The following is a 15,967-nucleotide window of genomic DNA, read 5'->3' as shown; positions in this document are numbered from 1 at the left end:
GGATACGTGTCCGCGAATCAGCCGTGGAACAGCCGACTCAGTTCCACCAGCCAGGGTACGGCCACGGCCAGCGTCGGCACCACCAGAATGGCCGCCGAGCCGAGGTAGGCGGCCGCGGCGATGCGGATGTCGCCGATCCGCTCGCTGAGCCGCTGGATGCGGATCAGCGTGGTGGGGCCGCCCGCGGCGAGCGCGCCTTGCGGGGCGGTGGATTTCGCGCACGCGACGAGGGCGCGGGCCAGCGGTTTCGGGCCGGTGACCTTGACGGCCGAGTCGTCGGCGAGCAACTCGATGAGCAGTTTGACCGAGCCGAGCGCGGCCTTGCTGCGCACCACCCTGGGGAAGGCCTCGTGCACCGCCGTGAACGCTTCCAGTACGAGATCGTGCCTGGCGCGCAGGTGCGAACGCTCATGGCTGACGATGGCGGTGATCTCGGCGTCGGCGAGGTTGGTCAGGGTGCCTTCGCTGAGCACCACGCGCTGGCGCAGGCCGGGCAGGCAGTAGGCGATGGGCTCGGTGGCGGCCAAGACCCGGATGTCGGCCGCCCGCCGGTGCGGACCGCTCTGGTCGAGCAGGTCGACGAGCATGCGGTGACGCGCCCGCCGCCTGCGGGTGTGCACGCCGACCCGGATGATCGCGTAGATCAGCCGGGCGCCGATCAGCAGCGTGAGCGCGAAGACGAACACGTACGCCAGCCACAGCGGCAGGCCGAGCGCGTCGATCTCCCTGGTCGGCGCGGTGGTCGGGCGGCCGTCGGGGCCGGGTACGAGCAGTTCGGCGGCGATGGCCAGCCCCGAGCCGAACGCGCTGAGCACGGCGGCGAGCGCGATGGCCTGCCAGAGCACCAGCGCTGCGCGGGGCGTCCGATAGGTCCACCTCGCCCGGCTGAGCAAGGCCGGGGCAGGCCCCGCGAGAAGCAATGCCAGTCCGGCGAAGACCGGCGCGGTTGCGTTCATCGACTCAGCTCACTGCGTTGTGGGGCCAGGGCGCCCGAGGAGTCTACGTCTACTGCGGCGGTGGCGCCGAGTCCTCGTCCTCGGTTGCTTCGAGCTTAGCGAGTGCTTCGCGGAGAGCGGCAGCCTCGTCCTTGCCTACCTGTTCCACGAAGTGCACCAGCGCGGCGGCGCGGCTGCCCGCCGCGTCGGCCTGTTGCAGCGCGTCGACCATCAGACTGGCCACGAGCTCGTCGCGAGTGTGCACGGGTGCGTAGCGGTGCGCCCGGTCGTCGCGCCGCTGGACCACGAGGTTCTTCTTCGCGAGTCGTTGCAGCACGGTCATCACCGTGGTGTACGCGAGCTCACGGCGTGCGGCGAGCGCCTCGTGCACCTGCCGGACCGTTTGTGGTTCGTCGGCCGACCACAACTGGTCCATGACCGCTTTCTCGAGTTCACCAAGACCTGCCATCCCACAATTTTAGGTACTCAACGACGCCGATGCGTACTACAGGGTGTCGTAACCATGAAATAGCTGGTGTGTCATTTCTCATAGGGCGCGGATTCCGGGGTCGCGGCAGCCGGTCCACCGACCTTCCCGCGCACGTGCCTGGCGCCGATCGGCACGATCATCGGCCGCCCCGACACCGGGTCCTCGAGCACCGTGGCGTCCAGCTCGAACACCTCGCGCAGCAGCTCGACCGACACCACCTCGCCCGGGGCCCCCGTGGCCACGACGCGTCCGTCGTGCATGACGACGAGCTGGTCGCTGTAGCGGATCGCGAGATTCAGATCGTGCAGCACCATGACGACGGTGCGCCCCAGATCGGCGTGCAACCGGTCGACGAGGTCGAGTACCTCGATGGAGTGCGCCAGATCCAGGTAGGTGGTCGGCTCGTCGAGCAGCAGGATGTCGGTGCCCTGGGCCAGCGCCATCGAGATCCACGCGCGCTGGCGCTGTCCGCCGGACAGCTCGTCGAGCGCGCGGTCGGCCAGGTCGGCGATCCCGGTCTGTTCCAGTGCCGTCGTCACCTCGGATTCGTCGGTGTCCGACCATTGCCGGAACCAGGACTGGTGGGGATGGCGTCCGCGCGCGACCAGATCGGCGACGGTGAGTCCTTCCGGGGCGACCGGCGACTGCGGCAGCATGCCGACGATGCGGGCGACGTCCTTGGTCTTCATCGTCGAAATGGCCTTGCCGTCCAACAGGACCCGGCCGTGGCGCGGGCGCAGCAGACGGCCGAGCGAACGCAGCAGGGTGGACTTTCCGCAACCGTTGGGCCCGATCACGGTCGTGACCACGCCCGGGGCGATTGCCAAGCTCAGTCCGTCGACGATCACCCGGTCGCCGTAACCGAGGGTGACCCCCTCGGCGCCGAGCCGGTGGCCCGTCGCGCTCGCCGGTGCCTCGGCTTCGGAGGTGGTGATGTCCGCGATCGTCATGTCAGCGTCGCCTTCCGGTTCATACGCACGAGCAGGTACAGCAGGAACGGGCCGCCGAATGCCGCGGTCACGACGCCGACGGGCAGGTCGACCGGAAACAGCGTCCGGGAGGCGACATCCGAGCCGACCACCAGGATGGCCCCGACCACGGCGGAGCCGACGAGCGGTTCGCCCGGAGTGCTCAGAACGCGTCGCGCGATCTGCGGCGCGGCGAGGGCGACGAACCCGACCGGTCCGACGGAGGCGGTGGCGACCGAAGCCGCCACGACGGCCGCGCCGATCAGGACGGCCTGCTGGGTCTGGATCCGCACCCCGAGCGCTCGGGTGGTGTCCGAGCCGAGGCGCAACGCGGCCAGTGTGCGGGCGGAGCCCAGTGCGACGAGCGCGGCGGCGCCCGCGGCGATCGCGACGGGCGCCAGGTGCGCGGAGTCGGCCGCGTTGAGCGATCCGTTCAACCACAGTTGCACGCGCTGCGCGTCGATCAGGTTGGCGCGGGTGAGCAGCCAGCTGATGCCCGCCATCAGCAGCGCGTTGACGCCGACGCCGATCAGCACCAGCCGCAGCCCGGTGGCGCCGTACGCGCCGGTGGACGTGCGTCCCCAGGCGAGCAGGTAGACGGCCACCGCGGTGAGCAGGCCGCCCGTCATCGCGGCCAGCGGAGCGCCGAGGGAGGCGGCCAGTCCGGTGGTCGCACCGCCGGTGCCGACCAGCACCACGACCGCGCCCAGGCTCGCTCCCGTGGTGATGCCGAGCATGTCCGGGGCGGCCAGCGGGTTGTGCAGGATGGATTGGGTGATCGCGCCCGCGAGTCCGAGCGCCAGCCCCACCACCAGCGCGGTCAGCGCGCGCGGCAGCCGGGATTCCAGCACGATGAACCGCTGTGCCCGGGTGCCGCCGCCGGTCAGCACGTCCAGCACGCGCCCGAGCGGCAGAGGGGACTCGCCCACCGCGATGTCCAGGCAGAACAGTCCGAACGCCAGCACGATCAGTGCCGCGACGATCAGCACCATCCGCGGCCGCAGCACCGCCGACACCGGTCCGACGCGCAGTGCGGGCCGCGCGCTCGTGTTTCGCAGCGAAATCGTCACAGATCCACCAACTTTCGCCGCCGCACGAACGCGAGGAACAACGGCACGCCGAGCAAGGCCAGCATCACCCCGACCTCCAGCTCCCCGGGTCGGGTCACCAACCGACCGGCCACGTCGGCGAGCAACAACAGCAACGCGCCGAGAATGCCGGAGTAGGGGACCAGCCAGCGATAGTCCGGTCCGGTGACGACCCGCGCGAGATGCGGGACGACCAAGCCCAGGAACGCGATCGGCCCGACCGCCGCCGTCGCCGCGCCCGCCAGCAGCACGACGGCCGCGAGGCCGAGCGCCCGGCTCCGGCCCACATGCACGCCGAGCCCGCGAGCGACGTCGTCGCCGAGGCCGAGCAGATTCAGTCCCGGCGCTGCCGCCACAGCCAGCAGCATGCCGGCCGCCAGGAACGGAAGTACCTGCCAGAACACCGCCGCGTCGCGGCCTGCGACCGTGCCGATCACCCAGAACCGGTAGGTGTCCAGCGCCGACGCGTCGAACAGCACTACCGCGTTCGTCATCGCCTGGAGGAACGCGGTGACGGCTGCGCCCGCGAGCACCAGGCTCAGCGGGTTCGCCTTACCGCCGCCGACGGACGAGGTCCCGAACACCACCAGCCCGGCGATCAGCGCTCCGGCGAACGCGAGCCAGATGTATTGCTCCGGCGCGGTGAAGGCGAACAGGTACACGCTCAGCGCCGCGAGAAACGCCGCGCCCGCGTTGAGTCCGAGCAATCCGGCGTCGGCGAGCGGGTTGCGGGTGTAACCCTGGATCAGCGCGCCCGCGATGCCGAGGGCGGCCCCGCAGACGAGCGCCAGCGCGGTGCGAGGGAGGCGCAGTCCGCGCACGATCTGCTCTTCGGTGGACCCCGCCGCGCAGGTGAAGGGTCCGCCGGGGCAGGTGAGCGCGTGGTGCACGGCGTCGTACACGGTTGCCGGCGCGAGGGAGCGCGCGCCGACCGCGACACCGGCGAGTACGGCGAGCAGGAGCAGGACGGTCGAGACGAGGAGTCCGGAAAGACGTCGCCGCCTCACGGTGGCAAGAGGGGTCACGGCGTCGAACTGCTCCTGGAATCAGCGGTATGGTTGCTGGGTCTGGTAAGCCTAACCTATCTTTCGCTACACGGGCATGGCCGAGTGTCCGCCGCGCCCTGCGACGGAGCCGATCCCGGAGGAGGTTCGATGACCGAGCTCATCACCACGCCAGAACATCGATCGATGACGGCGTTCGGACGCGCCTGCGCCCGGCTTCGCACGCTGCAACCGGAACATCCTCGGGTATACGCGGTCGCGGCGATGGCCGAGCAGGGGAAACGACGCTGGTGGCAGCTGGCGGACGGAGTGCGCGAGGGGCGGGTCGAACTCATGTACCGGCGGCACGCGGCGGAGATGATCAGCGCCGACATCGCAGCGGAAGTGGTTGCCACAGCACTCATCCACGCGATCGTGGGACGGGTGGTCGCGCTGCTCGTCGCGGAGGAGCGGGCGTGGGACCCGGGGTTGGAGAATCTCTGGATCCATACCGACAACGACGGCGGAATCGACTGGGCAGGCCTGTCGGACACCACGATTCGCGTGGTCGATGGCGATCCGCTGGCGGGCGGGCCGGGTGTGGTCACGCTGCCTTGCGTGGAGGCGATGTACATCTGGCTGGCGCATCGCTGCGAGTCCGCGCTGACCGTCGTCCAGCAGAACATGGCGCGCTGCTCGGGGCTGAGCGCCCGGCGGTTCTGGTCGCTGGTGGGTGAATCCGTCGCGGGCGCATCGACTTACGTGCCGGATCTGGCGCGGACCGATTCCGCCGCCGGTGCGCGGCGCGGTCAGGGACTGCTGGCGGCGATGGCCGAGCGGGGGCTGCCGGTGCGCCGGTCGGGGTCTTGCTTAGTTAGGTAAGCCTGACCTATACTACTTCTCGGCGTACGGATCGCGTGAGAGTCCCGAGGGCTGCGGTGACCCCCGATCCCTTGCCGCGGCGGGCTCCACTCCTTGTGGGGCCCGCCGCTCTGTATCCCGCTGTGAACTATGTCGCGCCGCTCGGCTCTGGCGTGCCGTCATGTCTCGGATCTACGCTGACGCCGACACGAACGCCGAACACCCTGCACATCAGGAGCATTGGATGTCCGGGCCGCCGTCGGCAGGTCACCGCCACGCCGCGGCTGCGCTCGGTGCCGTGTCACGACCATCGGCGCGCATCGTCGCGCGCCCTATCTCCGAGTCCCGATGACGCCGCCGGAGTCACCGGCGTTCGCGGCGGCTCAACGGTAGTTCGAGGGGTTGTACCGACTTGCTCACCATCAGACCGTCCCGTCCCCGTTCGATCGCGGCCGCGCTGGCCGCTGTCGCGGTACTCGTCCTGCCCGCCTGTGGTGCCGGCGAGCGGGAGGGGACCGGTCCAGCCCAGCCGACTCCGCACGCCGCGCCGCACTGGGACTACGACGCCGAGGGGCCCGACCATTGGGCTGAGCTGGACCGGGACTATCTGACCTGCAAGAGCGGCCATCAGCAGTCACCCGTCGACCTGCCCAGTCACGCCCTGCTCGAGTCGTCCGAGCACATCGTCATCGACTATCACTCGGTGCCCGCGGTGACGCTGCGGAACAACGGGCACACCGTGCAGGCGAATCTGCGACCGGGCAACGGAAACCGCGTCATGGTCGACGGCGTGCCGTTCGAACTCGCGCAGTTCCATTTCCATCTGCCCAGTGAGCACACCGTGGACGGCGTGGGCACCACGATGGAAGCGCACTTCGTGCACAAGAGCGCCACGGGCAAGCTGGCCGTGCTGGGCGTGCTGCTGCAAGCCACACCGGGACCCTCGGCCTACGCGCCGATCCTCTCGGTCGCGCCGCGAGCGGTGGACGTCGGACCCATCGTGCCGGGCCCGATAGACCTGCGCTCGCTGTTGCCGGCCGTCGTCGACCAGTACCGGTACGAGGGTTCACTCACCACCCCTCCGTGCAGCGAGGGCGTCTCGTGGACGGTGCTCGGCAGTCCGGTCGCGGTGGACCCCGCCGACGCGGAGCGGTACCGGACGCTGTTCGCGCACAGCAATCGGCCGACTCAGCCGTTGAACGGGCGTCCGATCACGCTTGCCGGCGGGTGAGGCCGCGACGGCGGGCCGTGCGAGCTGTGCGACAGTGAATGCATGACACAGCAGGAGACGCAGCGGTTCGGCTCGCTGTCGGGCGTCACACCGGAGCAGATGAACGCCTACAGCGAAGGCACCTTCGCCGACCTGATCGGCCTGCGCTACACCGAGCTGACCCCCGACCGCGTGCGCGGCGAATGGGTCGTGAAACCGCATCTCTACCAGCCCGCGGGTATCCAGAACGGCGGCGTGTACTGCACCGTCATCGAGACGCTCGCCAGCATCGCCGGCGGCATCTGGTTCGGCGACCAGGGCACGGTCGTCGGCGTGAACAACAACACCGATTTCTTGCGCGCGGTGCGCGAGGGCACGCTGTCGGGTGAAGCGACGCCCCTGCATCGCGGCAGGCTGCAACAGCTGTGGCAGGTCGTGATCACCGACGAGCAGGGACGCACCGTGGCGCGCGGTCAGGTGCGGTTGCAGAATCTGCCGCGGCCTTCCTGAGCGCTCGTCCGGCGACAGCTGAACGAGCGTGCCAGAATGTCCGTCACCCGCCACTGCGAACCGGTGAGGAGCCAGGATGCGACTGTCGCCGCATGAGCAGGAGCGCCTGCTGCTCAGCTACGCCGCCGAGCTGGCCCGGCGCAGGCAGGCGCGCGGGCTCAAACTGAACCATCCGGAGGCGGTCGCGTTGATCACCGACCACGTGCTGGAAGGCGCGCGGGACGGCCGCACCGTCGCCGAGCTGATGTCCTCGGGACGCACGGTGCTCACCCGCGCCGACGTGATGGAAGGCGTGCCGGAGATGATTCCCGACGTCCAGGTGGAGGCGACCTTCCCGGACGGCACCAAACTCGTCACCGTGCACCACCCGATCGGCTAGGCGGACGTCATGCGGTATCAGAGCGAGGCCGCCTGCGGATCGTGCCGAGGCCGGGCATGATTCCCGGCGAGTATCTCTGCGCCGAGGGCGTCATCGAGCTGAACTCCGGCGCGGAGGGCCTCGAACTCGACGTGCTCAATACCGGTGATCGCCCCGTGCAAGTCGGCAGCCATGTGCACTTCCCGCAGGCGAACGCGGCCCTGGACTTCGACCGAGACGCCGCCCACGGCCGCCGTCTCGACATCCCGGCCGGGACGGCGGTGCGCTTCGAGCCCGGTCTGGCACAACGGGTTCGGCTCGTGCCGTTGGGCGGCGCCCGTGAGGTCCACGGGATCACCCTGACCCCGCCGGGCCGCCTCGATGACTAGGCGCAGGCGACGAGGAGTGTCAGCCGGACGAGGGCTCAGGAGATAGGACGCGATGAGTGAGCTGAGCCGGGCGCGGTACGCCGAACTGTTCGGGCCGACGACGGGCGACCGGATCCGCCTGGCGGACACCGACCTGCTGATCGAGATCACCGAGGACCGCAGCGGGGGACCGGGCCGCGCGGGCGACGAGGCCGTGTTCGGCGGTGGCAAGGTACTGCGCGAGTCGATGGGCCAGTCCCGCGCGACCCGCGCCGACGGCGCTCCCGACACCGTGATCACGGGCGTGGTGATCATCGATCACTGGGGGATCGTCAAGGCCGACGTCGGGATTCGCGACGGACGGATCAGCGCCATCGGGAAGGCGGGCAATCCCGACACCATGACCGGGGTGCACCCGGACCTCGTCGTCGGCCCCTCCACCGAGATCATCGCGGGCAACGGCCGCATCCTCACCGCGGGCGCCATCGACTGTCACGTGCACTTCATCTGCCCGCAGCTGCTGGAGGAGGCGCTCGGCGGCGGCATCACCACCCTCATCGGCGGGGGCACCGGCCCGGCCGAGGGCAGCAAGGCGACCACCGTGACGCCCGGCGCGTGGCATCTGGCGCGGATGCTCGAGGCCACCGACGGCTGGCCGGTGAACATCGTGCTGCTCGGCAAGGGCAACACCGTCAGCGCCGAGGCAATGTGGGAACAATTACGCGCCGGCGCATCGGGTTTCAAGCTGCACGAGGACTGGGGCTCCACGCCCGCCGCGATCGATGCCTGTCTCACCGTGGCCGACGCCGCCGGAGTGCAGGTGGCGCTGCACTCGGACACGTTGAACGAGGCCGGATTCGTCGAGGACACCCTCGCCGCCATCGCGGGCCGCGGCATCCACGCCTACCACACCGAGGGCGCGGGCGGCGGGCACGCGCCCGACATCATCACCGTCGCCGCCCATCCCAATGTGCTGCCCAGCTCGACCAATCCGACGCGCCCGCACACGATCAACACCCTCGACGAGCACCTGGACATGCTCATGGTGTGCCACCACCTGAGTGCCTCGATCCCGGAGGATCTGGCCTTCGCGGAGAGCCGCATCCGTCCGTCCACCATCGCGGCGGAGGATCTACTGCACGACCTCGGCGCCATCTCGATGATCGGCAGCGACTCGCAGGCCATGGGCCGCATCGGCGAGGTCGTGCTGCGTACCTGGCAGACCGCGCACGTGATGAAGCGCCGCCGCGGCCCGCTGCCGGGCGACGGCCCCGCCGACAACGCCCGCGTGCGGCGCTACGTCGCGAAATACACCATCTGCCCGGCCGTCGCGCACGGCCTCGACCACGAGATCGGTTCCGTGGAGGTCGGCAAGCTCGCCGACCTGGTGCTGTGGGAGCCCGCGTTCTTCGGCGTCCGCCCGCACGCCGTGCTCAAGGGCGGTGCGATCGCCTGGGCCGCGATGGGCGACGCCAACGCCTCCATTCCCACGCCGCAGCCGGTGCTGCCGCGCCCCATGTTCGGCGCCGCCCCGGCGACCGCCGCCGCCACTTCGCTGCATTTCGTCTCCGAGCAGGCGATCGAGGACGGCCTCGCCGACCGGTTGCGGGTCCAGCGCAAACTGGCGCCGGTCCGCAACGTCCGTGGCGTGCGGAAGACCGACATGCCGCACAACGACGCCATGCCGCGCATCGAGGTCGAGCCGGACACCTTCACCGTGCGCATCGACGGCGAGGTCTGGCGCGAACAACCCGCCACCGAACTGCCCATGGCGCAGCGATATTTCCTCTTCTGAATCGCGCTCACGAGTCGAGCCACTGCTCGATCTGGTCGAGGTCGATCGCGGCGGTGATGGGTGCGCCGTCGTCGGCGTCGACGAGTTCCCAGATGTAGGGCACCGAGCCGCCGCGCAGCAGGCGGTAGCCCGCTCGTCCGGCTCGCGCGGTGAGCTGGTGGAGTCGCAGGCTCAGGCATTCCGTTTCCGGCAGGTGGCGTTCGCTGTCAGTCATCAGGTCCTCCCGAAATCGGTGTGCTCGGGTCGAATCGGGCGTGATGCGCCCGGCCGCGACCAACGCCGCGAACGCGGCGCGCTCGCGGGCGCAGCCGTGCTCGCGGTGCAACTGCATCGCGAGATGTGTTTCGGCGAGCGGGAGCGGCTGGACGGGTGCGCCACCCGTCCAGGTCGTCGGCCATTCGACCGAGCGCAGGTCGGAGCGCATGTCGGCGGAGCGCTGCTGGGCCAGGAGACGGAGGTGTTCTGCACGGCGCGTTCGGGATTCTCGACTTCGGGACAGACGCCAGAGGCCGACCTGTACATGGAGCACGCCGGTGATCTGCGGCGCTACCATGACATTGCTTCGGCCATTCGGCGTACAGCTTTCGATGAATCGCGATCGCGAGACCTGTCCGGCGGGTAGCTGGGAGTTGTGCACCGCCTGACACGATTCGAGGTCCAGGAGTGGACACGGCTGGGCGAGTTGTGAGTAGGGCTCTCGCAGGTGTGCCACTCGTGGCCGAAACAGGAAGGGGCGAGGGGTGAGGCGTCGGCTGGCCGTGGGGGGCGTTGGAGTGGTGGTGCTTCTGACTGCGATGTTCGCGACTTCCGCGGCAGCGCCGCCGTCCGGGAGTGGGTCCGGATCGCAATCATCGGGTCCCACTGTCACCTTGAACGACTACTGCCCGGAGCGCGGGGCGGTCGGCCGACTTGCCGACGGTCGCACCGCCTACTGCACACAGGTGCGGGGTGCCGACGCGTTCGTGTGGTCCTACAGCCGCGATCCGATCCCTCGCGATCCCAACACGCGTGGTTACACCTGCGACAGGGATGCTTGTCGCTGGCCCGACGGCACCGGCGTTCCGAACTATCAGCGCTGCGGGCTGCTCTGTGGTGAGCCTCCTACCAGTGGTGACATGCAGAGCGGCCGTTACGACTGCTTCGAGACGGGAGCGGCGTTCGAAGAGTGCGAACGCCGAATCCGATGAGACGCGCTACGTCGGCGTGACAACGCTTCGAGCCGGTCCGGCCGGGACGTGCCGTCAATAGAATTCCACTGTGCCGCATGCCATTACCGCGCTCATACTTCCCGGGACCCACGACACTGCGGCGGCAGACCGGTGGGACCTGGTGCCGGTGCCTCTGCACGGTGGCCTGACGCTTTTTCATCTCACGCACTACTACACGGCCTTTTGGCAAGCGACGCGGAAGGTTGCCGACTATGTCGAGTTGCCATCGGAGGCGTCTGGGCTGTTCCCCCGCGAAGGCGTTCTCCGCATACTCGCCGCCGACTTGTCCGCCAGGCCCGATCCGACCTTCGCAGTGGTGTTCACGGACTACTTCGCCGGTGCCGGAGAGCAGTGGGCCACGGTATCCGTTGCGGGTGGGCCGTTGCTCTCCGTGAGCACGATCAATGCGGCGCTGCGGACTCTGGGTGTCACCGCGGCAGCGGGATTGGACGAGTTCGACACGGTCGGATTGTCGGCGCACAGATCGTCGCCCGACTACCTCCACCGCTACCTCGATCTATGCGACGAACTCGGTGTCTGACGCCTCGGGACCGCTGCGGACGCCAACAGGCTTCCTGTAATCGAGCCACTCTCGGAGCGTTGACCATGACGCAAGGTCATAGTTGAGACTGGGTCGCATGAGAACCAGCGAACTCGCGAGGGCCGCGGGCACGACACCTCGTGCAGTGCGCCACTACCACCGGCTCGGTCTACTCGCAGAACCCACGCGCAGCGCAAACGGCTATCGCGATTACTCGCTCAAAGACCTTGCGCGACTGATGCGTATCCGCTGGCTTGCCGAGAACGGTCTACCGCTTGGTTCCGTGGCGACGGTCCTGGCCGAGAAACGATCGACCACCGGCGCCGACGATCTCCGTGACGATCTGCACGCACTCATCTCGAGCTGCGAGCGCGAGATCACTACGCTGGAACTGAAGCGACAGCGATTGACGCGACTGCTGCAATCCGCGGTCCAAGGAGAGGAGCTGACCGCTCTTCCAGCGGATCTGGTTGCGGCGTTCCATACGGTGCGATCGGAAGCAAGCTGCGAGGCAGAGATTCGAACGCTCGAGCGCGAAAAGGACCTACTGGAGGTCCTTGCGATTTCGAGCGCTCTGCCGGATCAGGTCTTGACGTGGTTCGCGCAGATGTTGAGCTGCGCTGACACGCGTGTCGTCTATCGGCAGCTCCTTCAGGCATGGGGAAAGCTCGAGGGGAGGCGGGTCGGGGATGCCGCCGAACAGATCGAACTCGCTGCGAATGAGCTCGCCGGTCATCTGAGCAGCTCGCTCCCTGCGGAGACGGTCTTCGCTGTGCCCGACGACGACACAATCGGCGGTCTCCGGCTCGACGAATGCATTCCTGACGATGCTCAGCGCCAGGTCGTACTGCGTGCTCTCGAGATCTTGTCGACGCACCCTGAGCCGGTGACTTCATGATGTCGCCGATCTTTCGCTTCGCTCGTTCGCGGCTCAGGGCATATCGGTCGGTGTGGATGTGGATCCGAGGGAAGACCGATCCAGGGAACGGGCTGGTATTCACGGCGTCAGCGGGCGTGCTCACGATGCCTGTCGCCTTCGCGGCCGCCACACTGATCGAGGTCGTGGTCCTGCATCTGGTTCTTCCGTGGGTCTGGCTGAAGATCGTTCTCGCAGTGGTCTCTCTGTCGTCCCTCGTACTGCTGGCCGCGTTCATCGCCGACGATGTCGTACATCCGCACTATTTGTCGGGAGGCGTGCTCGTTCTTCGGCGGACCGGGAAAGTCGTCGCCGAGGTTCCGGTCAACCACATAACGCGTGTCGTGACCATGCGGCGGTATTCGCGTACGGCACCCGTGATCGAGGGCGGCAGTCTGCACCTCCCGAATCATGAAGGCACCAACATCGAGCTTTCGCTCCGGCAGCGAACTGACGCCACGCCCGCTTTCATCGAGAAATGGCGCAGCTCAGGGCCTGTCACCACGATATGCCTGTATGTGGACGAGCCGTCGCAGCTCGCGGATGCGATACGGGAGGCACAACAAACAGACGTGCGTGGAACGTCGAATGGGCGCACCTAGCCGTGCACCCTGTGAGCGACGCGGAGTGCGGGGTAAAAGCACGCCTACCAGGCTCAAACAATCGCCGAGGCGCCGAGCGAAGGATCACTCGAGCCGATGCTCATGGATCGATGTACTCAGCCCTGTGCCGTTGATGTCCAAGTACAGCAGGCGTTCGGTGACGGAGAGGATGACCATGTTACGGCGTTCGATCGCGGCGACGGCGGCATCGATGACGTCGCGATCGAAGCTGTTTAGCGGAATCGTTTCGGCGCGGTGGATGCGCTTGCCGGTGTATTGCGCCAGCACCTTCGCGGGGTCACGATGGGTGTAGACCGCGACGCGTTCGGCGAGTTTGCTCCCGCGATGCAGCCGGTCGGCGTCGGGCGCGCCGACTTCGATCCACGCGGTGAGGCGTCCGGTGAGGTCGCGCACCAGCACCGCGGGCTCGTCGGTGGAGGATACCCCGCCGTCGCTGAAGGCGATTCCCTCCTCGTACTCGAGGCAATAGGCCAGCACTCGCGTCAGCATGAACTCCGCGGTTTCGGACGGGTGACGCGCTACCCGCAACTCCAACTCCTGGTAGACGCCCCGATCGACGTCGGCCAGTTGGACGGCGAAGTTGTGCAGTGTCGCGCTGAGTGCCATAGGTGCAGGAGCTTAACGGCGGTCGCAGTGCAGCCCGGAAGTGCCATGGCGATCACCACGAATAGCGCGCCCTGTAATGCCGGCTCAGTCTTCGCCCGCTCGGCGCTGATACGGGCGGGCCCGGAATACGTCCCGCAACCAAGGGGCTCTGCGGTGATGGGGGCGGCTGCGATCGGCCCACAGCGGGTTCGATTCGTCGCGACGGTAGACCGGTAGCTGGCCCGCGATGGCGAAGTGCAGGCGGGTGGCTTTGCCGACCACCTCACCGTCGGTGGCCAGCGCCTCCGGTGTGGGTAGCTGTACGAAGAGTTCGGGTAACTGGCGCTCGCCGTAGACCTTGCTGTGGCCGATCGCCGCCAGCAGCAGCGCCAGCACCGCACGGGTGCGCGACCAGCGCAGATCGGCGCGCAGCCAGCGTACGTCGAGCAGCCCGGCGTCGAGCCGGTCGCGGAACGCGGGCACGGCGCCGTGCGGATGGTAGGGGCCGTTGCCGATGAACAGGAACCACACCCGCTGCCAGCGCCCGTCCAAGCAGATCTCGATCGGTTCGGCCCGGCGCAGCGTGACCACGAGCGCGGCGGCGAATGCGGGCCATTTCCCCCAGCGCGACTGCCACTTCTCACGCAGCTGCACGAGATCCGGATAGGCGCCGAGGCTGGCGGTGTTGATCAGGTACCTGGTGCGCGAACCGGTTTCATCCTCGCACTCGACGCTGGCGATATCGACCGCGACCGCCTCGCCGACACCGGTGGCGTCGATGACCTCGCGCAGGTCGTAGACGCCGAGGTCGCGGGCGAAATGATTCAGTGTGCCGGTCGGGATGACGACCAACGGCAACTCGTGGCGCAGCGCGACCGCGGCCACGGCGGCCACCGTGCCGTCACCGCCCGCGACGCCGACCGCCGAGACCGGTTCGCCGTGTTCGGCGATGGCCTGCTCGAGTTGTTCGGCACAGTCCAGGTCCGGTCGCGTGCGCAGTACGGTGGCCGCGGGCAACGCCGCGACGACGTCGTCGGTGGGATCGTAGTTCGGGTCGCCGGAGATCGGATTCACCATGACCACAAGGCCTTTGCCCTCGACCAGCGCGGGTACCTCGCGGACCGGGCGGGCCTGCGCTTCGTCCGACTCGCGCACCGGCCACCAGCGGCGGGTGGCCAGGGCGACACCGGAACCGACGGCCGCTCCGACGAGCACGTCGGAACTCCAATGCACGCCGGTGTGTACCCGGGAGTACGCGACGGTGGCGGCCAGCGGGGCGACAACCAATGCGGTGCGCGGACTTTCCAGAGCCACGGCCGTGGCGAAGGCCGCGGCGCAGGCGCTGTGTCCCGAAGGGAACGAGGAGGACGTCGGGGCAGGGGTGAGCCGCCGGTGCGCGGGCAGCAGTTCGGCGGCAGGCCTGCGCCGTGCGACGAGCGGCTTCAGGCCCGCGTTGACGACGAGACTCGCGCCGGCGACGGAGACGACACCGCGGAACGCCGCCCGCCGCGGCGCGCCCTGGCGGGTGGCGAGTAGCGCCGCGATGACCAGCCACAGTCCGCTGAAATTCGCGCTGCCGGTAATCCGCAACAGACCGTGGTCGACCGCCGAGGCAGGCAGTTCGGCGACCACGCCGCCGATCGCTCGATCGATTCGTCCGATGCCGTGGAACTTCCGGCGCACCCTGCTACTCACCCGGTCGACACTACCGATCACCGCGCGAACGTCGCGAAACACCGTGACGCGAAACATTTCGACGCCAACTGTGCGGCCGGGTAGGCGCGGTGATCGCCTTCATATCCGGTCCTACGGACGCAAGCCCCGAAAACCGGGGTGTAACAGCGTTCTTCCCGAGCCGACTCCCAGGTGTCGGGAATTCGAAAGGGAGGCGAATGAAGACGATCATCGGTGCGGTCGTGGCGGCGATCGCGGTGAGCATCGCTGCGGGGGGATGTCAGGGCGAATCGGATACGTCGGCGACCGGAACGAACCAGCCCGGCCGGTCCACCATCGAGGCGACTCGATCGACGCCCGCACAGGGAGGCGACACATCCGAGGCGCCCGCCCCGAAAGTTCCTGTTACCAGCGGCAAGGGGCGCTGCGTCGATCCGGACTCGAGCGCGGTCGCCGAAGCGGTGAACTCGCTCGGGCCCGCGCCGGGCGGCGCGTCGTACGTCGTCGACAGCGCCACCGACGCACCCGCCGGGTCCTGCCCCGCACTGCTGTGGGTCCTGGTGGCGACACCCCGCGGGACCGCGAGTTCACCCTGGCATGTGATGTTCTTCAGCCACGACGGCTATCTCGGCACCGCGACGGCGAAAGCGACGTCCTATACGAAGGTGGTCGGTTCGACCGAACGCGGTGTGCAGGTGCAGTATCGGTGGCTCGCGGGCAGCGATGCGAATTGCTGCCCCTCCAGCGGTCCGGTCGTCATCACGTTCACGCTCGGCGGCGACGGCCGCACCATGACACCGAACCCGGCGATTCCGGACCAGGTCGCCAACCCCGGCGGCTAACCGAGTGGTGAT

The 15,967-nt window shown here is 68.6% G+C and carries 18 protein-coding genes; 10 read left to right on the top strand and 8 right to left on the bottom strand.

All coding sequences use genetic code 11. The features are described 5' to 3' along the window. Nucleotides 1–17: 17 nt before the first annotated feature. The 5 genes from M8859_RS28120 to M8859_RS28100 all read right to left on the bottom strand — a co-directional run bounded on the left by M8859_RS28120 (nucleotide 18) and on the right by M8859_RS28100 (nucleotide 4,506). On the bottom strand, nucleotides 18–956 hold the full coding sequence (locus M8859_RS28120; RefSeq protein ID WP_159926355.1) for a M56 family metallopeptidase: 939 nt from the start codon (nucleotides 954–956) through the stop codon (nucleotides 18–20). A gap of 49 nt (nucleotides 957–1,005) precedes the next feature. Further along, entirely contained in the window at nucleotides 1,006–1,404 is a 399-nt protein-coding gene (locus M8859_RS28115) for a BlaI/MecI/CopY family transcriptional regulator (RefSeq protein WP_040866505.1), read from the bottom strand. 71 nt (nucleotides 1,405–1,475) lie between these two features. Continuing rightward, nucleotides 1,476–2,375, bottom strand: a complete 900-nt coding sequence (locus M8859_RS28110) for an ABC transporter ATP-binding protein (protein WP_159926357.1) — start codon at nucleotides 2,373–2,375, stop codon at nucleotides 1,476–1,478. After that, a complete protein-coding gene (locus M8859_RS28105; RefSeq protein ID WP_236565531.1) occupies nucleotides 2,372–3,463 on the bottom strand; it encodes a FecCD family ABC transporter permease in 1,092 nt (363 codons plus the stop codon). The genes M8859_RS28110 and M8859_RS28105 overlap by 4 nt, the downstream gene beginning before the upstream one ends. Beyond that, entirely contained in the window at nucleotides 3,460–4,506 is a 1,047-nt protein-coding gene (locus M8859_RS28100) for a FecCD family ABC transporter permease (RefSeq protein WP_249645061.1), read from the bottom strand. The genes M8859_RS28105 and M8859_RS28100 overlap by 4 nt, the downstream gene beginning before the upstream one ends. A 129-nt stretch (nucleotides 4,507–4,635) precedes the next feature. Between M8859_RS28100 and M8859_RS28095 the strand changes: the two genes are divergently transcribed. From M8859_RS28095 to M8859_RS28070, 6 genes are all read left to right on the top strand, one after another. Continuing rightward, the gene (locus M8859_RS28095; RefSeq protein WP_195071440.1) at nucleotides 4,636–5,346 is read left to right on the top strand and encodes a hypothetical protein; all 711 of its coding nucleotides are present in this window, start codon (nucleotides 4,636–4,638) and stop codon (nucleotides 5,344–5,346) included. Nucleotides 5,347–5,737: 391 nt separating this feature from the next. After that, nucleotides 5,738–6,556 (top strand): carbonic anhydrase, encoded by an 819-nt coding sequence (locus M8859_RS28090; RefSeq protein ID WP_236565532.1) that lies wholly within the window; start codon nucleotides 5,738–5,740, stop codon nucleotides 6,554–6,556. A 42-nt stretch (nucleotides 6,557–6,598) separates the two neighbouring features. Further along, nucleotides 6,599–7,045, top strand: coding sequence for a PaaI family thioesterase (locus tag M8859_RS28085; RefSeq protein WP_159926363.1), 447 nt, complete (start codon nucleotides 6,599–6,601; stop codon nucleotides 7,043–7,045). A gap of 76 nt (nucleotides 7,046–7,121) precedes the next feature. After that, a complete protein-coding gene (locus tag M8859_RS28080; RefSeq protein ID WP_040778027.1) occupies nucleotides 7,122–7,424 on the top strand; it encodes an urease subunit gamma in 303 nt (100 codons plus the stop codon). A gap of 56 nt (nucleotides 7,425–7,480) precedes the next feature. Further along, nucleotides 7,481–7,792: an urease subunit beta gene (locus M8859_RS28075; RefSeq protein WP_195071495.1), complete on the top strand. Its 312-nt coding sequence runs from the start codon at nucleotides 7,481–7,483 to the stop codon at nucleotides 7,790–7,792. A 52-nt stretch (nucleotides 7,793–7,844) separates the two neighbouring features. After that, nucleotides 7,845–9,566: an urease subunit alpha gene (locus tag M8859_RS28070; RefSeq protein ID WP_159926376.1), complete on the top strand. Its 1,722-nt coding sequence runs from the start codon at nucleotides 7,845–7,847 to the stop codon at nucleotides 9,564–9,566. A gap of 7 nt (nucleotides 9,567–9,573) precedes the next feature. Here the strand turns inward: M8859_RS28070 and M8859_RS28065 are convergent, their stop codons facing one another. After that, the gene (locus tag M8859_RS28065) at nucleotides 9,574–9,990 is read right to left on the bottom strand and encodes a hypothetical protein (RefSeq protein ID WP_159926378.1); all 417 of its coding nucleotides are present in this window, start codon (nucleotides 9,988–9,990) and stop codon (nucleotides 9,574–9,576) included. Between the two features lie 833 nt (nucleotides 9,991–10,823). On the opposite strand from M8859_RS28065, the gene M8859_RS28060 reads away from it, so the two are divergent. The 3 genes from M8859_RS28060 to M8859_RS28050 all read left to right on the top strand — a co-directional run bounded on the left by M8859_RS28060 (nucleotide 10,824) and on the right by M8859_RS28050 (nucleotide 12,833). Then, on the top strand, nucleotides 10,824–11,315 hold the full coding sequence (locus tag M8859_RS28060) for a hypothetical protein (protein ID WP_159926380.1): 492 nt from the start codon (nucleotides 10,824–10,826) through the stop codon (nucleotides 11,313–11,315). Between the two features lie 97 nt (nucleotides 11,316–11,412). Beyond that, entirely contained in the window at nucleotides 11,413–12,213 is an 801-nt protein-coding gene (locus tag M8859_RS28055) for a MerR family transcriptional regulator (protein ID WP_159926382.1), read from the top strand. Continuing rightward, nucleotides 12,210–12,833 carry a hypothetical protein gene (locus tag M8859_RS28050; RefSeq protein WP_249645060.1) on the top strand — a complete coding sequence of 208 codons (624 nt, stop codon included), beginning with the start codon at nucleotides 12,210–12,212 and terminating at the stop codon, nucleotides 12,831–12,833. The genes M8859_RS28055 and M8859_RS28050 overlap by 4 nt, the downstream gene beginning before the upstream one ends. Before the next feature lie 84 nt (nucleotides 12,834–12,917). Here M8859_RS28050 and M8859_RS28045 read toward each other — a convergent pair whose 3' ends face one another. Further along, on the bottom strand, nucleotides 12,918–13,460 hold the full coding sequence (locus M8859_RS28045) for a YaeQ family protein (RefSeq protein ID WP_249645059.1): 543 nt from the start codon (nucleotides 13,458–13,460) through the stop codon (nucleotides 12,918–12,920). A gap of 84 nt (nucleotides 13,461–13,544) precedes the next feature. Then, nucleotides 13,545–15,134 (bottom strand): bifunctional phosphatase PAP2/diacylglycerol kinase family protein, encoded by a 1,590-nt coding sequence (locus M8859_RS28040; protein ID WP_236565533.1) that lies wholly within the window; start codon nucleotides 15,132–15,134, stop codon nucleotides 13,545–13,547. A gap of 197 nt (nucleotides 15,135–15,331) precedes the next feature. On the opposite strand from M8859_RS28040, the gene M8859_RS28035 reads away from it, so the two are divergent. Beyond that, nucleotides 15,332–15,955 (top strand): LppP/LprE family lipoprotein, encoded by a 624-nt coding sequence (locus M8859_RS28035; RefSeq protein ID WP_249645058.1) that lies wholly within the window; start codon nucleotides 15,332–15,334, stop codon nucleotides 15,953–15,955. Nucleotides 15,956–15,967 lie beyond the last annotated feature (12 nt).

Source organism: Nocardia sputi (genome assembly GCF_023501985.1).
The sequence above is the reverse complement of the archived record's forward strand: the minus strand, read 5'-3'. Positions and strand labels throughout refer to the sequence as shown.

Coding starts and splice junctions, on each gene's coding strand:
- M8859_RS28120 (WP_159926355.1), bottom strand. CDS start 956: ATGAACGCAACCGCGCCGGTCTTCGCCGGACTGGCATTGCTTCTCGCG.
- M8859_RS28115 (WP_040866505.1), bottom strand. CDS start 1,404: ATGGCAGGTCTTGGTGAACTCGAGAAAGCGGTCATGGACCAGTTGTGG.
- M8859_RS28110 (WP_159926357.1), bottom strand. CDS start 2,375: ATGACGATCGCGGACATCACCACCTCCGAAGCCGAGGCACCGGCGAGC.
- M8859_RS28095 (WP_195071440.1), top strand. CDS start 4,636: ATGACCGAGCTCATCACCACGCCAGAACATCGATCGATGACGGCGTTC.
- M8859_RS28085 (WP_159926363.1), top strand. CDS start 6,599: ATGACACAGCAGGAGACGCAGCGGTTCGGCTCGCTGTCGGGCGTCACA.
- M8859_RS28080 (WP_040778027.1), top strand. CDS start 7,122: ATGCGACTGTCGCCGCATGAGCAGGAGCGCCTGCTGCTCAGCTACGCC.
- M8859_RS28075 (WP_195071495.1), top strand. CDS start 7,481: ATGATTCCCGGCGAGTATCTCTGCGCCGAGGGCGTCATCGAGCTGAAC.
- M8859_RS28070 (WP_159926376.1), top strand. CDS start 7,845: ATGAGTGAGCTGAGCCGGGCGCGGTACGCCGAACTGTTCGGGCCGACG.
- M8859_RS28065 (WP_159926378.1), bottom strand. CDS start 9,990: ATGCGCTCCGACCTGCGCTCGGTCGAATGGCCGACGACCTGGACGGGT.
- M8859_RS28055 (WP_159926382.1), top strand. CDS start 11,413: ATGAGAACCAGCGAACTCGCGAGGGCCGCGGGCACGACACCTCGTGCA.
- M8859_RS28050 (WP_249645060.1), top strand. CDS start 12,210: ATGATGTCGCCGATCTTTCGCTTCGCTCGTTCGCGGCTCAGGGCATAT.
- M8859_RS28045 (WP_249645059.1), bottom strand. CDS start 13,460: ATGGCACTCAGCGCGACACTGCACAACTTCGCCGTCCAACTGGCCGAC.
- M8859_RS28035 (WP_249645058.1), top strand. CDS start 15,332: ATGAAGACGATCATCGGTGCGGTCGTGGCGGCGATCGCGGTGAGCATC.